We start from the raw sequence: 18,795 nt of genomic DNA, 5'->3' as shown, positions 1-18,795 counted from the left end.
ATGACGCATGGCTCGACGGGCGGTCCCTGTGGGTGGGGGTTGAGGGGCTGCATCGACATCGTCAGCGCGTCCACGGCGGGGCGGTCCCTGTGGGTGGGGGTTGAGGCCAGAACCCGCGCGCACCATCCGCGACGGCGCCGGGCGGTCCCTGTGGGTGGGGGTTGAGACGAGGAGCCGCTGGCCTCGTGCTCGACTACGACGGGTGGTTCCTGTGGGTAGGGGTTGCGGCGCCGTGGCCAGGGAACCGAGCCCCGCGACCAGGGGTGGTCCCGGTGGGTGGGGGTTGAGGCCGGTGCAGGTCTTCGAGGTAGACGGCACCGACGGGATGGTCCCTGTGGGTGGGGGTTGAGGGTTGGCGAACAAATGGGCGAAGAAAGCCGGCGTGGGTGGTCGCTGTCGGTGGGGGTTGAGGCCGCGGTTCCCCGAGCGGGATCCCCAGCGCCTTGGGCGGTCCCTGCACCCGGGGGTTGAGGCACCGGGTACTCGGTCATTTCCGGGACGACCGGGGTTGGTCCCTGAGAGCGGGGGTTGCCGTCATCCGTATGCGGCGCACTGAACCGCAGATTTGGCCAGTCTCGGCGAGCGGAGGTTAAGGCTCGAATTCATGGACACCACGGTCATGGGCTGGGTCTGATCCCTGCAGACGGGGGTTGAGTCGGCTCACCGCGGGACCCAGGTCCTTCGTCGGGATCAGCGCCTGCGAGTGGGCGTTGAGGCTCCACATCAGCGATTTCCTGACCGTTGAAGATGATCGGTCCCCGCATGCGGGGGTTGGGGCTGGACATCCGCCTGCGTTTCGCCGTTCGCGCGGAGCATTCCCCGCTGAAGGGGGCGAGGGCACTCGACGAGTTCGCGCGCCGATTTCAGTGTCCGAATACCAGTGCGACAAAGAGGTTACCGAGCAAGAGCGAAATCGGGTTACCGCAACGTGCGGCCGCCAATCAGTGGATCAGCCGCTCACGATTATGAGTCGTGCGCCCTACCCCCGGAAGTCGCTGCACGCCTCGTTGCTGCAGCCGGCGTCTCGCGGCGTCCAGCGGGGCGGGTCCCCGCCGTCGTCCGCCGGTACCCAGCGGATGTGGCGGTGCTGACCGCACAGCTCGCATGACGGAGCCACGAAGCTGCTGCGGTCCTCTGCGGTGTAGCTCCGGAAGTCTGCCATGACCCCTCCTGAACAGGCGTTGAACAGTGTCCTCCCAGGCTACGCCCGCCCCCCGGAAAGGGACAGGCGCTTCACGCCGGTGCGCCCGCGGCCTCCACCATCTTCAGGACGTCGACGACGACGAACTCGCCCATCCGCTCGACGCCCGCCTCCTGCTGGACCTCGCGCCGCTGCTCGTAGCTGACGTCGACGAAGCGTTGGGCGCTCTCGCGGTTGCTGAACATGAGAAGGCTGTGATTGGTGCCCCGTTCCTCGTCGTAGCTGAAGCTCGCGCTGAGGAATCCGGGCAGGGTCTTGATGAACGGGATGACGCTGGACTCCAGGCCGTCGATCATCTCTTCGCGGGAGCCCGGAACCTTCCAGGTCCCCATGACGGCGTACATGGCATCTCATCTCCTTTGAGTTATTCACTAGTGACGTTCACTAGTGAATAACTGCAGTATGCTCCGGAGTGTGAAGCAGGTCAAGAGTTCTGACGACGGCGCACCGCTGACACGGCGGGAGAAGGCCCGGGCCACCCGGCTGGCCATCATCCACGCCGCCCAGGAGGAGTTCGTCGCCAATGGCTACCACGCCACCACCATGAGCGCCATCGCCGCTCGCGCCGGTGTGGCGGTCCAGACCGTGCACTTCGTCTTCCACACCAAGGGGGAGCTCCTGGGCGCCGTGGTGGACAACGCCGTTCTGGGCGAGGAGCCCCCCACGCCGCCCGAACAGACCGACTGGTACCGCGCCGTGCTGGAGGAACAGGACCCCATCGAGGCGCTCCGGCGGTTCGTGCTCGCGGGCAAGGGCATCTTCGTCCGGGCCAGCGCCATGAACGAGGTGGCCCGCTCCGCCGCCGGCACCGACCCGGACGCCCGGGCCACCTTCGAACGCGTCGAGCGGCTCCGGGAGGCGGGTTACCGGAACTTCCTGGCGCACCTCGCCACGCGCTGCTCCTTCCGTGATGATCTGGGGCTCGACGGCGCGCTGGACGTCCTGTTGTCCCTCCTGAGCCCCCGCATGTTCCTCTCCCTCACCCAGGACCGCGGCTGGGATGCCGACCGTGCCATGGCCTGGATCGCGGACACCGTCCCAGGCCTGATCCTGGCCCGGTGAGAGTCCCCGTTCCGGGTGCCCGGACGAGCGTTCACTTAATGATCCGGGAACCATTACAGGAGAAGGCCCCGGATACTGCATACTCTGGACATGTCGACACACGACTTTGATTTGGCTGATTACGCGGAGGGCTCCGAAGCCGAGTCCGAGCGCGCCCTCCGGGTGCTCCGTGCGCAGATCCTCACGGGCAGCCGTGAGCCGGGCAGTAAGCTCGTCGAACGCGAAACCGCGGTGGAACTCGGCATCAGCCGCATCCCCATCCGGGAGGCCATCAAACAGCTCGCCGCGGAAGGCCTGGTGGTCCAGCAGCCCCGGATGCCCGCCGTCGTCCGCCAGTTCACCTCACGCGACGTGGCCGAACTCAACGAAGTGCGCGCCGTCGTCGAACGCCAGGCGTTCCTCCTCGCCGCGCGGCGCTGGGAGCCGGAAGGCCTCCAGGAACTCGAGGCCGTCCTGAACCGCCAGGCCATGGCCGCCGAACACGGCGACAACGTCGACGCCCAGCTCGCCTCCGCGGACTTCCACGAGGCCGTGGTCTACCTGGCCGGCAACGACCTCCTCATGGAGATGTACGGCACCATCAGCAGCCGCCTCCGCTGGCTCATGACCCGCCGCACCTACTCCCCGGACGTCACCAATGAGCACCGCAAACTCTTTGACGCCATCGCGGCGCGGGACCTCGAACTGCTGGAGCGCCTGGCCACGGTCCACCTGAAGTGGAAGCCCGAGGTGCTGGAACCCACCGAGGACTTCTAAGGAGGCTCACTCCCGGAACAGGCCCGCCAGGTCCTCCGCGGTGAGATGCGTGGAGGCGAGAGCTTCGTCCCCGGCCACGGAATCGAAGAGCTTGGACTTCTTGACCTTCAGGGCCATGACCTTCTCCTCGATGGTGTCCTTGGCCACCAGCCGGTACACCATCACCTGTTTGTCCTGCCCGATGCGGTGCGCCCGGTCCACGGCCTGTGCCTCACTGGCCGGGTTCCACCACGGATCCAGGAGGAACACGTAGTCCGCTTCGGTCAGGTTGATGCCGAAACCGCCGGCCTTGAGGCTGATTAGGAACAGCGGCGCGTCGCCCTCCTTGAAGGAGGAGATCACGTCCTGCCGCTTCCGCGTGGCCCCATCCAGGTATGCGTACTGCACGCCGTCCGCGTCCAGCCGCTCCCGCACCTTGCCCAGGAACCCGGTGAACTGGCTGAAGATCAGGGCGCGGTGCCCCTCCGCCAGGACGTCCTCCAGCTGTTCGAACAGCACATCCAGCTTGCTGGACCGCACCCCGCTCAGCTCCTCGTCCACCAGGGACGGGTCCAGCGCCATCTGCCGCAGCAGCGTCAGCGACTGGAAGATCGTGAACCTGTGCTTGTTGGCGTCCTCCAGCAGTCCCAGGATCTTCTGCCGCTCCCGCTGCAGATGCGTCTGGTACGCCTTCGCGTGCCGCGGATTCAGTTCCACGGTCAGCACCTGCTCCAGCTTGGGCGGCAGCTCCTTGACCACCTGCTCCTTGGTACGGCGCAGCATGAGCGGCCGGATCCTCTGCCGCAGCTTGCCCAGCAGCTTCGGGTGACCGTGCAGCTCGATGGGCCGCCGGTAGTACTCGGAGAACTTCCCGGGGCTGGGGAACAGGCCCGGCGCCACGATCGACAGCAGCGCCCACAGCTCCATCAGATTGTTCTCCAGCGGCGTGCCCGTGATCGCCAGCTTGAACGGCGCCCGCAGCTTCCGCACCGCCTGGTACGCCTTGGACTGGTGGTTCTTCACGAACTGAGCCTCGTCCAGCACCAGCGCACCCCACTCGGCGTTCTGGTAGTGCTCCAGCTCCAGCCGGAACAGCGCATAGGACGTCACCACCAGGTCCGCCCCGGCGAACTCCTGCACCGGGTCCAGGCCGCTGCGCTTGAACGTCTCGGCCACGGCCACGGTCTTCAGCCCGGGCGCGAAGCGCGCGGCCTCCATCGCCCAGTTGGACACGACGCTGCTGGGCGCCACCACCAGGAACGGTGCCGGGCGCGTGGCGGTTGACGACGACGCGGCCTCCTCCGACGGCCCCTCACCACTGCTTTCCTGCACCGAGGGGGAGGCGCCGTCCCCGGCTGAGCCGGCGTCGCCGTCGTCGTGCACGGTGCTGCCGGCACCGTCTTCCCGCAGCGAGCAGATCAGCGCCAGGGCCTGCAGGGTCTTGCCGAGGCCCATGTCGTCGGCCAGGACGCCGCCCAGCCGGTGGTCGTGGAGGAAGCGCAGCCAGCGGAAGCCCTGCAACTGATACGGGCGCAGATCGGCGTTCAGCCCGGCCGGCGCCTCGAGATCCTGGGTGGCGTCCTCGAGGTTCAGCAGGCCGGCCACGCTGTTCCGCCACTCCTGTGCTTGCTCCTTCACCACGCCCAGCGCCGCGAACTGCTCCCACAGGCCCACCTGGAAGCGGCTGATCTGCAGCTCCTCGCCGGGCCGGTCAGACAGGGACCGGGCCTCCTCGATGAGCTCGCGCAGCTGCTGCAGCTCCGGGGTGTCGAGGGGGAAGTGCTTGCCGCTGGGCAGGACCATGCGGGTCTGGCCGGAGGCGATCGCGGAGAAGATCTGGCCGAACGCCACCTGCTCGCCCTCCAGCGTCACCACGATCTCCAGGCCGAACCAGTCGCGGTCGTCCTTCTCCAGGGTGGACACCTGTACCACGGGCGCCTCCACGGCCTCCCGGTAGTCCGGGACCACGCCGTTGACGTCCACGTCCACGTCCGGGAGCGCGCGCAGCGCCGGGAGGAGCTCCTCCGTGAACGCCACGGTGTCCATGCCGTGCAGGGTGGCGGCCGGGGCGAGGCCCGGCATGGTCCACGCGCCGTCGGCCGCCAGGGTGGGTTCGGTGGCCAGGGACGGCACCAGCTCCCACGGCTTGCCGATCTCATGGAGGATGCGCCGTTCCTCCCGCTCGTCGCGGTACCCGGAGTCCTGGCGGTCGAAGAGGAGCGGCTGGGAGATCTGTTTCCCGTTGCTCTCGTAGTGCCACTCCCAGTGCAGGTCCAGGCGGTGATCCTTGCGGTAGTTCGCCAGGAGGGACAGCACCGGTTTGCCGATGGTGGGGAGCTTGACCTCCTCCGACGCCGCCACCACCGGGGCGCCCTGACGCAGCCGCGGGTAGTAATCGCTGAGGAAGCGCTCCTCGTCCTCGGCCGGGATGTGCACCGGCTCGGCCGCGCGGGCGAAGGCGATCATCTCGGCGCTCGCCGGGGCGAGCGGTGTCAGGACCAGGGTGCCGTCCGCCGTGCCGCCCGGCGTGGCAGGGGCGCTGTGGAACGCCAGCGACGCCGGTTCGCCCGTGAAGTTCAGGTGCTTCAGGTCCAGGGGACGGCCGTGGAGATCCGCGCGGGGAGCGACGTCCAGGCCGCCGTCCGGCCGCCGGTCGATCGAGAGTTCCAGCGTGGCCATGTCCCGTTCCAGGCGGACGCCGGGGGAGCGCGGATCGGCGTCCTGCACGAAGACGATGCCCTTGGCCGACAGATCCGCCAGGGCCTGGGCCAGGTGCCGTCCGTTGTAATGCGTCAGCTCCAGCCACTGGCCGGTCTGGCCCGGGTACTGGCCGGGGATCCGGGCCATGTCCAGAAACTCGGACAGGGCGTCCGTCTGTTCGCGGGAGAACTTCCGGTAGTAGCTGAGGTAGTTGATGTTGGTCCAGGCCACCTCGCTCTTGATCCACTTGCCGCGGGCGCCCATGGACAGCGGGCGCACGCGCAGCCCGGCGGGCTCGGCGGGGCTGTAGACGCGACCGGCGCGGGAGACGGCCGGCTTGGCCTCGGTCACCTCGAAGAGCAGGGCCAGCTGGGGCACCGTGGCCGACGACGGCGCGGCCGACTCCGGCATCAGCGGCGCCAGGGCCTTCTCCCAGGCGGAGGTCTGCGGCTTCGGTGCGCTGCTCGCCGCGGCGGCAGGGGCGGAGGTGCTTCCCGGCAGAGGCGCGGGACCGCGGCGGCGGCGCGCCACGACGTCGTCGGAGTCGAGCAGGCCCCGGTCCAGGGCGGTGAAGAGGAGCGCGACCACGTGCTTGCAGTCCTGACGGACCGGGCAGTCGCAGAGGGCGGTGAGGAGCGTCCAGGAGTCGTCCTGCTGCTGGAGTTTGGCCACCGAGCGGTAGGAGTGGGTCCCGTCCACGCGGCCCGTGAGCAGACCCGTGGTGCGGCCGAACACCACATTGAAGACGCGTTCCTGGCGGGCATACTCGTACCCGCGCTCCACACTGGCTTCGCTGAAGCGCGCGGCGAGGGTGCCCAAGCGTTCCTGGGCCTGCGAGGTGGCCATCTTGCCAAGTCTAATGCGCGAGGGGACCCCGGCCGAGCGCAGCGAGGTTGGGGAGCGCATTGGACGCTAATGCGCGAGGGGACCGTCTCCGGCCTGGGCCCACACCGGCGAGGTTCCCGGGGCGAGCGCAGCTGCACAGGCACGGGGTCACACGACGACGGCGAAGCCGGCGCGCTAGACACTAGATTGGAGGAACTAAAAAACCCCGGCCGCTTCATGGCTCATGTCCAGAGAGGCGGATCCGGGGACTTCGCTTTCAACATTAGCGGGGGGAACTTGTGGCGGGAAGCCAAGCCTGGGTCAATGGCGCTCACAGTCAGGCTCTCGACATCGCGGTCACGCCGATCCGGATGGGCACCTACTTGGCTGCGGCGCAGCAGGATGCGACCCTCGCAAGGGACTTCTATGTCTGGGACCGGGATATCGCTGCTGCGTTTCTAGCGGACATTGCCATCGTGGAGGTCGCATTGCGAAACGCAATGGATGTGCAACTGGTCAAGGCCTATGGAGCCGATTGGTATTCACAGGACATCGGCCTGGACAGCCCGAGTCGTTCCAAACTGGCTCAGGCCTGGGACAGGCTGCCGCAGGCACGCCGGACGCATGGGCATCTTGTCGCAGGCCTCATGTTCGGGTTTTGGAGAGGGTTGCTGGAACCTGGCGGCTACGTGGGCAAGGAACCACAGCGGTTTCATTTTTCTCACGAGGGGCTGTGGAACAGTGTCCTGAGCAAGGCATTCCGCGGCGGACGTCTGGTCGCGGCGGCGGACGGCTCACAGTTCACCCGGAGCTGGACGCTGGGCGTGGTTTCGATCGTGCACGCGGTGAGGAATCGGGCGGCGCATCATGAACCGTTTGTCTCCGGTTTCCCTCTTCCGGGTCAGCAGACTCGGCTCCAAATCCAAGACGGACACGACGCTTGTCTGAAGCTGACAGGCTTACTGGACCGGGATCTTGCGGACTGGATGAGAAACACATCGTCACTTCCGGGGCTCATCGGAACTCGACCGCACTGATTGGGGGACATACGACGACGTCAGGCCCGGCCGAATCAGCGCCAGGCGGAATCCCTCTGGCGCTTCCGGGTGTGGCGCCTACGCTGGAGACATGGCACAGACAGCGAGGAAGAAGGGCCCTGCGGCGCCCCGGGTTTCCGCCCCGGATCTGCCCCGCGCACTCGGCGAAGTGGACGGGCTGCGCCGCTACGACGAGGTGCAGGAAAGCCTGATCACCGGCCTTGAGGGCGAGGTCGACGCAGGCCATGCGAACCTGAATGAGAGCATCCTCCGGGACGCCAAGGTGGACCGCCTGGACCTCACCGGCGCCACCCTGGTGGACGTGGAGATCGAGGAGCTGCAGGCCACGGAACTGGTGCTGCGCAACGCGCGGGTCCGCCGCGTCCGCCTGGCCGGCGGCCGGATCGGCACCCTGGACCTCTCCGGCGCCGAGATCGACAGCCTGGAACTGCGGGACGTCCGAATCGACTATCTCGGCCTATCCGGATCCACGGCCCAGGATGTGAAAGTCTCCGGCTGCCGTCTGCGCACTTTGGATGTGCCCCTGGCGAAGCTCAAACGCGTCGCCTTCCAGGAATCCCAGGCCGAGGAGGTCGACAGCCGGGACCTCGATGCCGCGGACGTGGACCTGCGCGGTCTGGACGCCCACGCCTTCACCGCCATCACGGGCCTGCGGGGTGCCACACTGACCGAATCGCAGGTTCGCGAACTGGCTGTTCAGATGGCGTTCCAGGCCGGCATCCAGGTCACCGAGGGCTGACCCTCCGAAACCAGCCGCCCACAGCCACCGCCCAGCGTTCTCCCACCCGGCACCGCTAGGGTTCAGGGGCTGGTGCGTGTGAAAGGTGGTTCTTGCGTGATCGAGGTGCGTTCAACCGGGCTGCGGAAGGTCCCGCAGGTCACGGTGCTGTTCTGGGTGGTCAAACTCCTGACCACGGCCCTGGGCGAGTCCGCCTCCGACTTCATGGTCAACACGGTTGACCCGTATCTGGCCGTCGGCGCGTCGTTCCTGGTCTTCGTGATCGCGCTGGGGATCCAGCTCCGCAGCCGCCGCTACATCCCGTGGGTGTACTGGCTGGCCGTGACCATGGTGGCCGTCTTCGGCACCATGGCGGCGGACGTCATCCACGTGGTGCTCGGCATCCCCTACCTGGTCTCCACGGTCGCCTTCGCCGCCGCGCTCGCCGTGATCTTCCTGGTATGGCGCCGCGTCGAAGGGACCCTGTCCATCCACAGCATCACGGGCGGCCGCCGCGAGCTCTTCTACTGGGCCGCCGTCCTGGCCACCTTCGCCCTCGGCACCGCCGCCGGCGACCTCCTCGCCTACACCGCGCACCTCGGATTCCTCGACGCCGGCCTGGTCTTCGCGGTCCTCTTCGCCATCCCCGGCCTCGCTTACCGCTTCGCCGGCCTCAACGCCACGCTCGCGTTCTGGACGTCCTACGTCGTCACCCGGCCCCTCGGGGCCTCCTTCGCCGACTGGTCCGGGAAGGAACCGGCCGCCGGCGGCATCGGCTGGGGCGACGGCCCTGTGGCCGCCGTGCTCGCCGTCTTCATCGTCGTCGGCGTGGCCGCGATGCACCGGCAGCAGAAGACCGCCGGGCAGCCTCTCGAGACCGCGAGCGTCTCCCGGTAGCCTCAGCCGCTCAGCGGGAGCGAGATCGACACCTCCAGCCCGGGTTCTGCCCGCCGCGCCGCCGCATGGCCGCCGTGCGCCTCGGCGATCCCCCGCGCGATCGCCAGGCCCAGCCCGGCCCCCGCTCCGGTCGCCGGAGTCGCACCTGCAGAGGTGCCTTCGGCCGCGAGCTCACGCCAGCCGACGTCGAACATCCGCTCCAGATCCGCCGCCGGGACGCCGGGGCCGTGGTCCCGCACCCGGATCAGGGCGCTGGCTCCTTCGGCCCGCACGGCGACGCTGACTTCAGACCCCTCCGGGGCGAAGCGGATCGCATTGGCCAGCAGATTGGACACCGCTCGCGTCACCGCGTGAGGATCCACCGGGAGTACGACGCCGGACACCTCCTCCCCACTGACCGTCACCCCCCGGCGGTGGGCAGCAGGCATGAGGTCCGCGACGGCGTCGGACACCACGTCCGCCAGGTCGACTTCCTGGCGGGCCAGCTGGAAGGTGCCTGCCTGGAGACGGGACAGCTCGAAGAGGTCGTCCACCAGGCGGCTCAGACGGTCCGCCTGGGTCAGGATCTGCCGCTGGTAGTCGGCCCTGTCGTCCGCGGCGCCCTCTTCCAGTGCCTCTGCGAGGGCGCGGATCCCGGTGATGGGGGTGCGCAGATCGTGGCTGATCCACGCGAAGAACATACTGCGGGCCTTCTCCAGCTCACGCAGCTCGGCGCGTGCCTCGGCCAGGCGCCGGGAGGTCTCCGCCAGCTGCTCCGAAACCGCCCGGACCTCCCGCGGCGCGTCCCGGTCAGCGTGGACCGGGACGGACCCGTCCACCGCTCCAGCTGTGAGCCGCAGGGATCCGAGTGAACGGGCCAGACCCCGCCCCACCAGCCAGGCCGCGGCAAGGGACAGGACCGCCGAGGCGCACACCATCCAGAGCAGGATCTGGGTGTCATGCCCGGAGAGGTACATCTCCCCGGCCACCACCAGCACGGACAGCACCACGGACGCCAACGCCCCCAGGGTGACGATCAGCCCCCGGCTGGCCACCGAGGCCCGCCGGGAGAAGCGCAGCAGCACCACCTCCAGCAGGGTCACGGCCAGGGTGACCGCCAAGGTGGTGACGATGATCTGCAGGAAGTCCTGGGCGGCGATCACTCCCGCTCACCCCGGATGTCGAAGCGGTAGCCGGAGCCCCACACGGTCACCAGATGGGCTGGATAGCGCGGGTCCGCCTCGACCTTCTCCCGCAGACGGCGGATGTGCACGGTGACGTTGGAGGCGTCCCCGAAATGCCACTCCCAGACCTCCTGGAGGATCTCCTCCCGGGTCACGGTCCGGCCCGGATTGCGCAGGAAGAACAGGAACAGCTCGTACTCGCGGGTGGTCAGGGAGATCTCCGCTCCGTCCCGCCACACGCGTCGCTTGGCGGGATCCACGCGGAACGGTCCCAGGGAGAACTCCAGCGGCGAGGAGCCGGCCTGCCGGGCCCGGCGGAGCAGGCCGTCGATCCGCAGCCGCAGCTCCTTGAGTGCGAACGGCTTGGCCAGGTAGTCGTCCGCGCCGGATTCGAGCCCCGCGATGCGGTCCGGCACAGCGTCCAGGGCGGTCAGCATGATGATCGGCACGTCCGAGATCTCACGGAGCCGACGGCACACCTCGTCCCCGCTGAGGCCCGGCAGCATGCGGTCCAGGACCACCAGATCAGGCCGGTGTTCCGCGAATTGCCTCAGGACGTCCGCCCCGTTGTCCACAAGCGTGACGGAGAAGCCCTGCGTGCTCAGGTAGTCGCCCACCACGGTGCGGACCGTTCGGTCGTCCTCCACCACCAGGATCTCCGGGGAGCTGTTCATGGCAGGAGGCTACCAGTGGGCCCCGACAGCCGAGCGGGTCCTTACAGCGCCGAAACCCTTACAGCCCTGACATCACTTACAGAGCTGACAGGACCCGCCACCGGGCCGCATCGGTTTCCTACGGTGAAGGTATCGCCGGAGCCCGGCCTCCGATATCCGAATCCGAGAACTCTCACGAACCGAGGAATCCATCATGCGCAAAGCAGCATTCGCCACCGTTCTCCTGGCCACCGCGAGCCTGGGGCTCGCCGCCTGCGGCAGCCCGGCGTCGTCGTCGGCTCCTTCCGCGGCGCCGGCGACGACGGCGGCATCACCGATGATGACCGAGTCCATGTCCCATGCGGCGTCCCTCACGGGTGGCTTCGCCGGCCTCAATGGCAAGAAGGTCGCCGGCATGGCCACCCTCACCAGCGGGGACCTCATGCTCTCCGGATTCAGCTCCGACATGGGCCCGGACCTGCACGTGTACCTCACCAAGGGCACGGATGAGGCATCCGTCATGGCGGGCAAGGAAATCGCCCCCGTGAAGTCCGACGCCGCCTCCCAGAGCTTCATGCTCAACGGCATCATGACGGGCGACTACGGCTACGTGGTCATCCACTGCGACAAGGCGAAGGCCGTCTTCGGGGCGGCGAAGCTGCAATGAACGCGCAGCTGAGAGGGCGTACGACGCCGGCCCGCCTCCTTCCGTACCTTGCGGTCGCGGCTCGCGTCGCGCTGGGTGTGCTGTGGCTGGGGGAGTCGCGCACCAAGTTCGCGGCCGGTTTCGGCGCCGCGGACATCGGGCTGGTGGTGCAGAGCACCGCGGGCAACAGCCGGGTGCCGGGCTGGTATGCGGACCTCCTGGCCCACACGATCGGCGCGGCCCCGGCGCTCGCGGGCGTGGCCGTGCCGCTCACGGAAGGGGCGCTCGGGGTGCTGCTGGTGCTGGGCGTGCTGCCGCGCTGGGTCGCGGCCGCGGCGACGCTGGTCCTGGCCAGCTACTGGCTCAGCGACCAGCTGATCGTCCAGTACCCCGTCATGCTGGCGCTCGGCGCCGTCGTGCTCCTGTTCCCGGCGGCGGCCGCGCGGCTGTCCGTGGTGCAGCTGGTACCGTGGCTGCGCACGCGCCGGCACCCCGGCGTCGTTCACCCAAGGTTCACCCGTCCTTGACCTGTCCTCACCGGCCGCGCCCAGGCTGGGCGCGTACGGTCGGAGGTGTCCCGTGGACTTCTCGAGTGAGGATCAGCATGACCGATAAGCAGCTTCCCGTCGTCCTGTTCAAGGAGAGCCTTGAAGCCGGCCCCGATGAGGTGGTGGACGGCAACGTCACCGTGGTCAACGCCATGTACCAGGAGTTCCTGGGCGAGGACGAGATCGCGGCCGAGGCCCTGCGCAGCTACTACGTCGACTTCTACCTGACTCAGGCCCTGGGCGGCGGCTTCGCCCAGTACGTCTTCACCGCCGAAGACCGTGAGGATGTGGATGCCTACGTCCGCGGCGGCTTGGAGGGCATGGGCGCCGTCAAGCACCTGGAACTCTTCAACCGCACCGCCGAGGCCTTCGACGCCCTCTCTGAAGAGGAGACGGATGCGTACCTGGACGGCGACTCCGAGGACGAGGACGCCGAGGTTAGCGACGCGGTCCTGGCCCAGGAGGAGCTGGACAACGAGTTCGAGGCGCTCCTGGAGACCGAGGACATCATGGCCCTCAACGCAGAGTGGCTGCGGAACCTGGAGACCCTCCAGGTGGTGGACCAGGACGGCCTGGAGGCCGTGATCGAGGCCCGGCTGGAGACCGTGGAGGACCTCGAGGAGCGCCGCGCCGCCGCCGAGGCCGCCGCGGTGGAGGACATGCCGGACTTCGAGATCATCATCCGCGAGCTCTGCGACCTGGCCGAGGTGGAGCTGGAGAAGATCACCCTGGGCGATCCCAACCACGTCTACCAGGGCGAGACCGTCCTGGCCTGGCACTTCCTGGCCGACGGCGAGGAGTACCTCATGATCGAACTCGAGGACGAGGCTCTAATGCTGCGTGCCGAGGGCGAGGAGGTCATCGCGGTGGTCGAGATCGAGGAGATCGACGAGGAGGAGCTGGAGGACGCAGGCGTCGAGGCGTAACCACCCTTCAGAAGCGGACGACGACGGCGGGTTGCCCGCCGTCGTCGCGCGTCTTAAACGGTCGTTTATGTCGCGGGCGTCGAAGCTGAAGGATTTCATCGGTGGCTCGCTGAAAGAAGTGTCAGAACTGTCTCCCACGGGTTTTTGTTCCTGGTCACCCTCGGCAACGCCGATCCGTTGCAAGGGTGGACAGTCGCTGGATCCGTGACGGGGGAGCATCACGGCGTGACGTTTCCTCGCGACGGCTCCTGGTCTTTGTCGGCGCAATGTCCGGGCAGATGGTTCCAGAGGACCTTATAGCGTCCGTCCTAGTGCGGACAGAGCGGTGCGATCCGTTCCCGGATACTCCGCCTGTAGTTTCACGAACAGCGGCCCGGACATCAACCCGGGGCAGTCCGGCTACAGCTCCATCTCATGCCGGTTGAAGTCGACCAGATCAGGATCCTGCTCGACAAGGGCATCTTCAAATGCACTCCAGCCGTGGCTGGAGACGAAGTTCGCTTCACCTGTAGTGATCGGCACCAACCATGCCACGGCGACGTCGCCGTCGGCGCCAGAGTAGGTCGCGAAATCGGTAGGAATGTAGCTCGGCATAGTTGCATACAGCGCTGTCAGCTCCGATCCTGGAACGAGTGCACCTGCTGGACCGACAGCATTCCCGCGGAGCAGCGCATGATGAGTTTTAAGAACCATCGACGCAACCTGCTGAAGCAGGCCAGCAGGGAGATCCGGTTTCATGCCCTTCGGGGCAAGCATCAGAAGCTCATGACGAATAGTCTGGTCGGACACTGTCGACACCAGCGAGTGTTTGCTCAAGCCGAGCGTCGCGTAGCCGACCGAATCCTCGTCGGACCCGCCGGTGAACTGGACGACCTGATATGGCATCTTTATTCCATCAGGATCAACTGACCATCCAGCCGTGATCAACCCCAAAGTGCGCTCGAAGTGCGCGATGAGACCAGGCGTCTCACGGTCCGAAACGGGCGTCATTATTACCTCCTCGGCGGTTGCAGAGTGGACACTCTAGGGACACCCCACGGGTCTGCCGCATGAACAAACTGCCACCAATTCGTGCAGCAGACCCCTCCTGACCCGATTCACGTGATCTCTGCCGGCCATTTCAGCCTGGAAGAAGCCGGCCGAGGTGTGGGTGTCAGCCCGCCGCTTTGCGGATGAGGTCCGCGAGGGTGGCCTCCGTGTCGGCATCCAGGGCCGTGATGTTCCAGACGATCGGGTGCAGGTTCGCACCCTCCTGGAAGGCCGGGTTCACGGACTCGCCGAAGCCGAAGGCCAGGTAGTCCTTGCCGGTCTTGATGTAGCAGATGTCCTCGCCGTCCTTGACGTAGAACGGGAGGCCCCAGCGGACCACAGGCTCCAGGCCCGGGGCATTCTCCCGGATGAGGGCGTGCAGGCGCTCGCCGATCCCGCCGTAGGGCGCGGGGGCTTCGCGGAGCTTCGCCAGGGCCGCGTCGTCGCCCTTCTTGCCGAAAATCATGGGTGAGCCTCCTTCGTAAGGTGCCGTGAGTGCCGGCTGCCTGCGATTTCGGCGGGCAACCGGTTCCAGCCTACGACGATGGCCGGGGCCTTTCGTGGACGTAGTCCTGTGCGAAGACGAGGAGTTCGGAGGCGATCCGCTCGCGGAACCTGGGGATTTCGTCCCAGTCGTCCAGGAGGTTCAGCAGAGGGACCAGCTCCTCCGGTTGATCGAGCGGGAACCACCCGACGCGAAGCATCCGCCTCGACCCCGGAACGACCTCGAGCCGCCCCTCAGCGATCTCCTGGGCCCAGTGCCGGAGAAGGAAACGTGCAGCTTCTTCATCGGTTTCGGGGCGGAATCCGAGTTCTTCGCGAGCTGCTTCCCAGAGTTCCGCGGCATCTGAGCGATCGCCCGGGGGAAGCCCCGCAAGTTCGCGAAGCGTGGGGCTGTCGTACCCCATGACGAGGAGTTCGGTCGCGACGTCCGGGAGCTCGTGAGGCGGGATCAGGCCGACCTGCCCGGAGGTGAAGATCGAGCGCGCCCGATCTTTTGTCCTGCTGTCCATGAGGGAGAACATAACCCGGAGACCAGTCCGGCCCCCTCAACCAGCGGGAGTGACGGCCGGGTCCTTCGCTTCGACAACGGCCGGCGGGGTCCGCGTCCCGCCGCGCTGCGCGCCCGCCGCGGCCAGGACCACCAGGACGATGCCCGTGACCTGCAGCCACGACGGCACCTGGTGCAGCACGGCCAGGCCGAGCAGCAGCCCGAACGCCGGTTCCAGCGCCATGAGCGTGCCGAACGCCGTCGCGGTCATGCGGCGGATCGCATACATCTCCAGCGCGAACAGCAGTACGGGCGCCAGGAGCGCCAGCCCGAACGCGGCGGCCGCGATGCCCCAGGAGAGGTGGCCGATCGCCTGCGGGACGCCGACGACGGACGTCACCACGGCGGCGATCGGCACCGTCATGGACAGGCCGCTGAGCCCGGTGAAGCGGTCGCCGACCTGCTGGGTGAGCAGGATGTAAGAGGCCCAGGACGCTCCCGCGAGGACGGCGAAGCCCACGCCCAGCAGGTCCACCTGCCCGGCCCACGGCTCGGTCAGGAGCACCACACCGCCGAGCGCGAGCAGCGGCCAGACGATCATGCGCAGATTGTGGCTGCGGACCGCCGCCACGATCAGCGGGCCCAGGAACTCGATCGCCACGGCGGTGCCGAGCGGGATCCGGTCGATCGCGGCCATGTAGAACACGATCATCCCGCCCGAGGCGGCGCCGAGGCCGAGCAGCGGCGCCACGTCCCGCCGTCGTACCTTCTTCAGCGGCGGCCGCGCGAGGGCGAGGAAGATCAGCGCACCCATGCACAGGCGCAGCCAGGCGGTGCCGGCCGGGCCGATGACGTCGATCAGCCCGATCGAGAGGGCCGAGCAGAACTGGGCGGAGAACATCGCCACGATCGCGGGGATCCACGGCGGGAGGGCGGCGTCGCGGCGCTGGACGAAGCTCACGGTGCCACCGTCCGGTGGGCCGGATTCAGGTGACCGGCCCCGACGCCCGGTTCGAAGACGGAGAGGGAGAAGCGTGTGGTGTCCTGCCCGGGATTGGCGTAGGAGTGCTCGACGTCGCCGCTGAAGCTGAGCGCGTCGCCCGCACCGAGCGTGAACGGCTCGCCTGCCACGGTCACCGTGAGCTGTCCGCTGAGCACCTGCAGAAGTTCCTTGGTGCCCGGCGCGTGAGGCTCGCTGCTGAGGCTGTCGCCGGCTTCCAGGGTCCAGTCCCAGAGTTCCACGACGTCGAGCGAGGCGGTTCCCGCCACCAGGACGCCGCGACCGCCGTGTTCGCCGGTCCAGAGGACTGCGCCGTCGCCGCGGCGGGTGACTTTGCCGCCGTGCGTGTGGGGCGGCTCCACGAGCGCCGGGAGGCCGACGCCCAGGGCGTCGCTGAGACGCAGGAGCGTGGCGATGCTGGGGTTGGCGGCGCCCTGCTCCACGTTCACCACCATGCGGCGGCTCACGCCCGCGGCGTCGGAGAGCTGGTCCAAGGTCCAGCCGCGGGCCTGGCGTTCGTGTTTCACCCGGGCGCCGATGGTGGCGGCGAGGAGGTCGGCGTCGGTACTCATGAGTGCATCATAGTGCACTAAGTCGTGCACTATACGTTCGCCGCATGACCCCGCGTTGCTGGAATCAGGCGGCGACGCTCTCGCTGAGCTTCCCGTCCCGCATGTGCACCTCGCGGTCGCACAGGTCCACGAACTCCAGATCGTGGGTGACCATGACCGTCGCGGTCCCGAAGTCCCGTGTGATCCGGGCCAGGAGCTCCACCACGGCGTGGCTGCGCTCGGCGTCCAGCGCCGCGGTCGGCTCGTCCACCAGCAGCACGCTCGGCTGCCCCATGAGCGCCCGGGCGATGTTCACGCGCTGCCGCTGGCCGCCGGAGAGCTGGTGTGGACGCTTGTTCTCCTGACCTTCGAGCCCGACGGCGGCGAGCAGCGTGCGCGCCCGCTCCACCGCCGTCGCGCGCTGCTTGCGGCTGCCGAAGCCGCGCACGTGCTGGGTGACCAGCAACTGCTCGACGGCGGTCAGCGAGGGCAGCAGATTGGGCTGCTGGAAGATGATGCCCAGCTTCTCGCGACGGAGTTCCGCTTGCCCGGAACGCCCCAGCCCCTGGACCTCGCGCCCGTCGACCAGGACGCGGCCGGCGGTCGGGGCCACCAGCGTGGCGGCGACGGAGAGCAGTGTGGACTTGCCGGAGCCGGACGGGCCGGTCAGGGCCAGGAACTCGCCGCGGTTCACGGTGAGGGACACCTGGTCCAGGGCGGTGATGGTGCCGGAGCCGTCCGGGTAATCGACGGTGACGGAGTGCAGTTCGAGGGCGGGGGCGGTGGTCATGGGGTTCTCCTGAATGTCGTGGGGATGGTCGGGCGTGCGCGGCTCAGCTGCCGCCGAGGGCCAGCAGCGGGTCCACCCGGGTGGCCTTGCGGACCGCCAGCGCGGAGCCGGCCAGGCCCAGCAGCACGATGCCGACCACGGGCACGGCCACGGTCATCGGGCCGAGCACGAACGGCGCCGCCTGGGAGGCGAACCAGCCGCCCACACCGCCGACGACGGCGCCGAGCACGGTGCCGCTGATCAGCACGGAGAGTGCCTGGGCCAGGGCGTCCTTCAGGACGTAACCCTGCGTGGCGCCGAGCGCCTTCAGCACCGCGATGTCGCGGGTGCGCTGCACCGTCCAGATGCTCAGGAACGCGCCCACCACCAGGGCGGAGATGCCGTACAGGAAGGCCTGGATCAGCAGCAGCGAGCCGTTCTCGCTCTTGAAGGATTCCAGGGCCTGGAAGCTCGCGTTGCGCTCCACGCTCACCATGGCGGTGGCGGAGTCCGCGCGCTGCGCGGCGGCGGCGTCGACGCCCGGTGCCACGAGCGCGGTGGCGGCCCGCCCGCGGTTCATCTGCTGCCAGTCCGCCAGCCCCACCCAGGCCACGGCCATGTGGGAGTACCACTCGTCCGGGACCACGGCCTTGACCGTCAGGTCCAGCCCGTTGCTGTTCAGCGTCCCGCCCTGGGCCAGGTCCAGGGAGGTGGCCAGGGACTGGCTGAGCACCACTTCGCCCTTGCCCGGCTCCACAGGAGTGATCTGTTCCCCATTGACCGTTTCCGAGCCGAAGAAGGCCGCATTGGCGGTCCGGGCCCCGTCCGCGGCGGCGTCAGTGGCCTTGCCGGTGCGGAGCTTGCCCTGCGAGATGCCCAGCGGGATGACCGTGCTGCCGGCAGCCTTGGACCATTCGGTGGCCTGCTCCGGGGTCACCTCGGAGTCCGCGTAGCTGGCCTTGGCGTCGGTGCCCTTCGGGGCGCCGAAGACCACGCGGCCGGCCGGCAGATCGCCGATGGCCGAGGTCGACTGGTGGGCCAGTCCGGCGGTCAGGCCGGAGAGCATGACCAGCAGGACCGTGATGAGTGCGACCACGCCGCCCATGAGGACGAAGCGGCCTTTGGCGAAGCGGATGTCGCGCAGGGCGAGGAACATGGTGTGTGGCTCCTGAAGCGGTGTTTCCCCGGTGATTTCCCGGGGTGATTCCAGCGTCCCGCGGATCCGTCTCCGGCACATCGGCGGGGTGGTTGACCTGCGTGGATGGTGAGGTTGAGCCGGAAATCAACCGATCGGTTGATCGGTGCCGGAAACCCTGTCGGTCC

Annotated in this window: 20 protein-coding genes; 8 read left to right on the top strand and 12 right to left on the bottom strand. The window is 68.3% G+C overall.

What is annotated here, in order from left to right:
• Positions 1 to 979: 979 nt before the first annotated feature.
• Both Q9R02_RS13715 and Q9R02_RS13710 read right to left on the bottom strand, forming a co-directional pair.
• Entirely contained in the window at positions 980 to 1,162 is a 183-nt protein-coding gene (locus Q9R02_RS13715; protein ID WP_305997266.1) for a hypothetical protein, read from the bottom strand.
• A 71-nt stretch (positions 1,163 to 1,233) separates the two neighbouring features.
• Positions 1,234 to 1,545, bottom strand: coding sequence for a hypothetical protein (locus tag Q9R02_RS13710; protein WP_305997265.1), 312 nt, complete (start codon positions 1,543 to 1,545; stop codon positions 1,234 to 1,236).
• Between the two features lie 70 nt (positions 1,546 to 1,615).
• Between Q9R02_RS13710 and Q9R02_RS13705 the strand changes: the two genes are divergently transcribed.
• Together Q9R02_RS13705 and Q9R02_RS13700 are read left to right on the top strand one after the other, a co-directional pair.
• Positions 1,616 to 2,263 carry a TetR/AcrR family transcriptional regulator gene (locus tag Q9R02_RS13705; protein ID WP_305997264.1) on the top strand — a complete coding sequence of 216 codons (648 nt, stop codon included), beginning with the start codon at positions 1,616 to 1,618 and terminating at the stop codon, positions 2,261 to 2,263.
• A 90-nt stretch (positions 2,264 to 2,353) separates the two neighbouring features.
• Positions 2,354 to 3,019, top strand: coding sequence for a GntR family transcriptional regulator (locus Q9R02_RS13700; protein WP_305997263.1), 666 nt, complete (start codon positions 2,354 to 2,356; stop codon positions 3,017 to 3,019).
• A 6-nt stretch (positions 3,020 to 3,025) separates the two neighbouring features.
• Here the strand turns inward: Q9R02_RS13700 and Q9R02_RS13695 are convergent, their stop codons facing one another.
• Complete coding sequence (locus Q9R02_RS13695; RefSeq protein WP_305997262.1) at positions 3,026 to 6,544, bottom strand: DEAD/DEAH box helicase; 3,519 nt, start codon at positions 6,542 to 6,544, stop codon at positions 3,026 to 3,028.
• Positions 6,545 to 6,822: 278 nt separating this feature from the next.
• Between Q9R02_RS13695 and Q9R02_RS13690 the strand changes: the two genes are divergently transcribed.
• The 3 genes from Q9R02_RS13690 to Q9R02_RS13680 all read left to right on the top strand — a co-directional run bounded on the left by Q9R02_RS13690 (position 6,823) and on the right by Q9R02_RS13680 (position 9,196).
• Complete coding sequence (locus Q9R02_RS13690; RefSeq protein ID WP_305997261.1) at positions 6,823 to 7,560, top strand: hypothetical protein; 738 nt, start codon at positions 6,823 to 6,825, stop codon at positions 7,558 to 7,560.
• Positions 7,561 to 7,651: 91 nt separating this feature from the next.
• Complete coding sequence (locus Q9R02_RS13685) at positions 7,652 to 8,320, top strand: pentapeptide repeat-containing protein (RefSeq protein WP_305997260.1); 669 nt, start codon at positions 7,652 to 7,654, stop codon at positions 8,318 to 8,320.
• Between the two features lie 96 nt (positions 8,321 to 8,416).
• A complete protein-coding gene (locus Q9R02_RS13680; RefSeq protein WP_305997259.1) occupies positions 8,417 to 9,196 on the top strand; it encodes a COG4705 family protein in 780 nt (259 codons plus the stop codon).
• 2 nt (positions 9,197 to 9,198) lie between these two features.
• Here the strand turns inward: Q9R02_RS13680 and Q9R02_RS13675 are convergent, their stop codons facing one another.
• Positions 9,199 to 10,338, bottom strand: coding sequence for a sensor histidine kinase (locus Q9R02_RS13675; RefSeq protein WP_305997258.1), 1,140 nt, complete (start codon positions 10,336 to 10,338; stop codon positions 9,199 to 9,201).
• On the bottom strand, positions 10,335 to 11,033 hold the full coding sequence (locus Q9R02_RS13670; RefSeq protein ID WP_305997257.1) for a response regulator transcription factor: 699 nt from the start codon (positions 11,031 to 11,033) through the stop codon (positions 10,335 to 10,337). Before Q9R02_RS13670 ends, Q9R02_RS13675 begins: the two co-directional genes overlap by 4 nt.
• Positions 11,034 to 11,226: 193 nt before the next feature.
• Here Q9R02_RS13670 and Q9R02_RS13665 point away from each other — a divergent pair, with 193 nt between their 5' ends.
• The 3 genes from Q9R02_RS13665 (at position 11,227) to Q9R02_RS13655 (ending at position 13,132) form a co-directional block, all read left to right on the top strand.
• On the top strand, positions 11,227 to 11,679 hold the full coding sequence (locus Q9R02_RS13665) for a DM13 domain-containing protein (RefSeq protein WP_305997256.1): 453 nt from the start codon (positions 11,227 to 11,229) through the stop codon (positions 11,677 to 11,679).
• Positions 11,676 to 12,185: a hypothetical protein gene (locus Q9R02_RS13660; protein ID WP_305997255.1), complete on the top strand. Its 510-nt coding sequence runs from the start codon at positions 11,676 to 11,678 to the stop codon at positions 12,183 to 12,185. The genes Q9R02_RS13665 and Q9R02_RS13660 overlap by 4 nt, the downstream gene beginning before the upstream one ends.
• A 77-nt stretch (positions 12,186 to 12,262) precedes the next feature.
• Entirely contained in the window at positions 12,263 to 13,132 is an 870-nt protein-coding gene (locus Q9R02_RS13655; protein ID WP_305997254.1) for a DMP19 family protein, read from the top strand.
• A 399-nt stretch (positions 13,133 to 13,531) separates the two neighbouring features.
• Here Q9R02_RS13655 and Q9R02_RS13650 read toward each other — a convergent pair whose 3' ends face one another.
• The 7 genes from Q9R02_RS13650 to Q9R02_RS13620 form a co-directional block, all read right to left on the bottom strand.
• Positions 13,532 to 14,122 (bottom strand): suppressor of fused domain protein, encoded by a 591-nt coding sequence (locus Q9R02_RS13650; protein WP_305997253.1) that lies wholly within the window; start codon positions 14,120 to 14,122, stop codon positions 13,532 to 13,534.
• Positions 14,123 to 14,285: 163 nt separating this feature from the next.
• Complete coding sequence (locus Q9R02_RS13645; protein WP_305997252.1) at positions 14,286 to 14,627, bottom strand: DUF1801 domain-containing protein; 342 nt, start codon at positions 14,625 to 14,627, stop codon at positions 14,286 to 14,288.
• 70 nt (positions 14,628 to 14,697) lie between these two features.
• Positions 14,698 to 15,186 (bottom strand): hypothetical protein, encoded by a 489-nt coding sequence (locus tag Q9R02_RS13640; RefSeq protein WP_305997251.1) that lies wholly within the window; start codon positions 15,184 to 15,186, stop codon positions 14,698 to 14,700.
• A 24-nt stretch (positions 15,187 to 15,210) separates the two neighbouring features.
• The gene (locus Q9R02_RS13635) at positions 15,211 to 16,113 is read right to left on the bottom strand and encodes an EamA family transporter (RefSeq protein ID WP_342006921.1); all 903 of its coding nucleotides are present in this window, start codon (positions 16,111 to 16,113) and stop codon (positions 15,211 to 15,213) included.
• On the bottom strand, positions 16,110 to 16,724 hold the full coding sequence (locus tag Q9R02_RS13630; protein WP_305997250.1) for a helix-turn-helix domain-containing protein: 615 nt from the start codon (positions 16,722 to 16,724) through the stop codon (positions 16,110 to 16,112). The genes Q9R02_RS13635 and Q9R02_RS13630 overlap by 4 nt, the downstream gene beginning before the upstream one ends.
• Before the next feature lie 64 nt (positions 16,725 to 16,788).
• Positions 16,789 to 17,493 carry an ABC transporter ATP-binding protein gene (locus Q9R02_RS13625; protein ID WP_305997249.1) on the bottom strand — a complete coding sequence of 235 codons (705 nt, stop codon included), beginning with the start codon at positions 17,491 to 17,493 and terminating at the stop codon, positions 16,789 to 16,791.
• A gap of 43 nt (positions 17,494 to 17,536) precedes the next feature.
• Positions 17,537 to 18,628, bottom strand: coding sequence for an ABC transporter permease (locus tag Q9R02_RS13620; protein WP_305997248.1), 1,092 nt, complete (start codon positions 18,626 to 18,628; stop codon positions 17,537 to 17,539).
• Between the last annotated feature and the right edge of the window lie 167 nt (positions 18,629 to 18,795).

Origin of the sequence: Arthrobacter horti, assembly GCF_030731045.1 — a bacterium.
GTDB lineage: Bacteria > Actinomycetota > Actinomycetes > Actinomycetales > Micrococcaceae > Arthrobacter_E > Arthrobacter_E nanjingensis.
This window is presented reverse-complemented; position numbering and strand designations above follow the sequence as displayed.

Bases quoted from the DNA above. Each gene is read 5' to 3' on its own strand.
- Q9R02_RS13620 (WP_305997248.1), bottom strand. From the start codon at position 18,628: ATGTTCCTCGCCCTGCGCGACATCCGCTTCGCCAAAGGCCGCTTCGTC.
- Q9R02_RS13700 (WP_305997263.1), top strand. From the start codon at position 2,354: ATGTCGACACACGACTTTGATTTGGCTGATTACGCGGAGGGCTCCGAA.
- Q9R02_RS13650 (WP_305997253.1), bottom strand. From the start codon at position 14,122: ATGACGCCCGTTTCGGACCGTGAGACGCCTGGTCTCATCGCGCACTTC.
- Q9R02_RS13695 (WP_305997262.1), bottom strand. From the start codon at position 6,544: ATGGCCACCTCGCAGGCCCAGGAACGCTTGGGCACCCTCGCCGCGCGC.
- Q9R02_RS13685 (WP_305997260.1), top strand. From the start codon at position 7,652: ATGGCACAGACAGCGAGGAAGAAGGGCCCTGCGGCGCCCCGGGTTTCC.
- Q9R02_RS13645 (WP_305997252.1), bottom strand. From the start codon at position 14,627: ATGATTTTCGGCAAGAAGGGCGACGACGCGGCCCTGGCGAAGCTCCGC.
- Q9R02_RS13655 (WP_305997254.1), top strand. From the start codon at position 12,263: ATGACCGATAAGCAGCTTCCCGTCGTCCTGTTCAAGGAGAGCCTTGAA.
- Q9R02_RS13625 (WP_305997249.1), bottom strand. From the start codon at position 17,493: ATGACCACCGCCCCCGCCCTCGAACTGCACTCCGTCACCGTCGATTAC.
- Q9R02_RS13670 (WP_305997257.1), bottom strand. From the start codon at position 11,033: ATGAACAGCTCCCCGGAGATCCTGGTGGTGGAGGACGACCGAACGGTC.
- Q9R02_RS13660 (WP_305997255.1), top strand. From the start codon at position 11,676: ATGAACGCGCAGCTGAGAGGGCGTACGACGCCGGCCCGCCTCCTTCCG.
- Q9R02_RS13715 (WP_305997266.1), bottom strand. From the start codon at position 1,162: ATGGCAGACTTCCGGAGCTACACCGCAGAGGACCGCAGCAGCTTCGTG.
- Q9R02_RS13640 (WP_305997251.1), bottom strand. From the start codon at position 15,186: ATGTTCTCCCTCATGGACAGCAGGACAAAAGATCGGGCGCGCTCGATC.
- Q9R02_RS13710 (WP_305997265.1), bottom strand. From the start codon at position 1,545: ATGTACGCCGTCATGGGGACCTGGAAGGTTCCGGGCTCCCGCGAAGAG.
- Q9R02_RS13665 (WP_305997256.1), top strand. From the start codon at position 11,227: ATGCGCAAAGCAGCATTCGCCACCGTTCTCCTGGCCACCGCGAGCCTG.
- Q9R02_RS13630 (WP_305997250.1), bottom strand. From the start codon at position 16,724: ATGAGTACCGACGCCGACCTCCTCGCCGCCACCATCGGCGCCCGGGTG.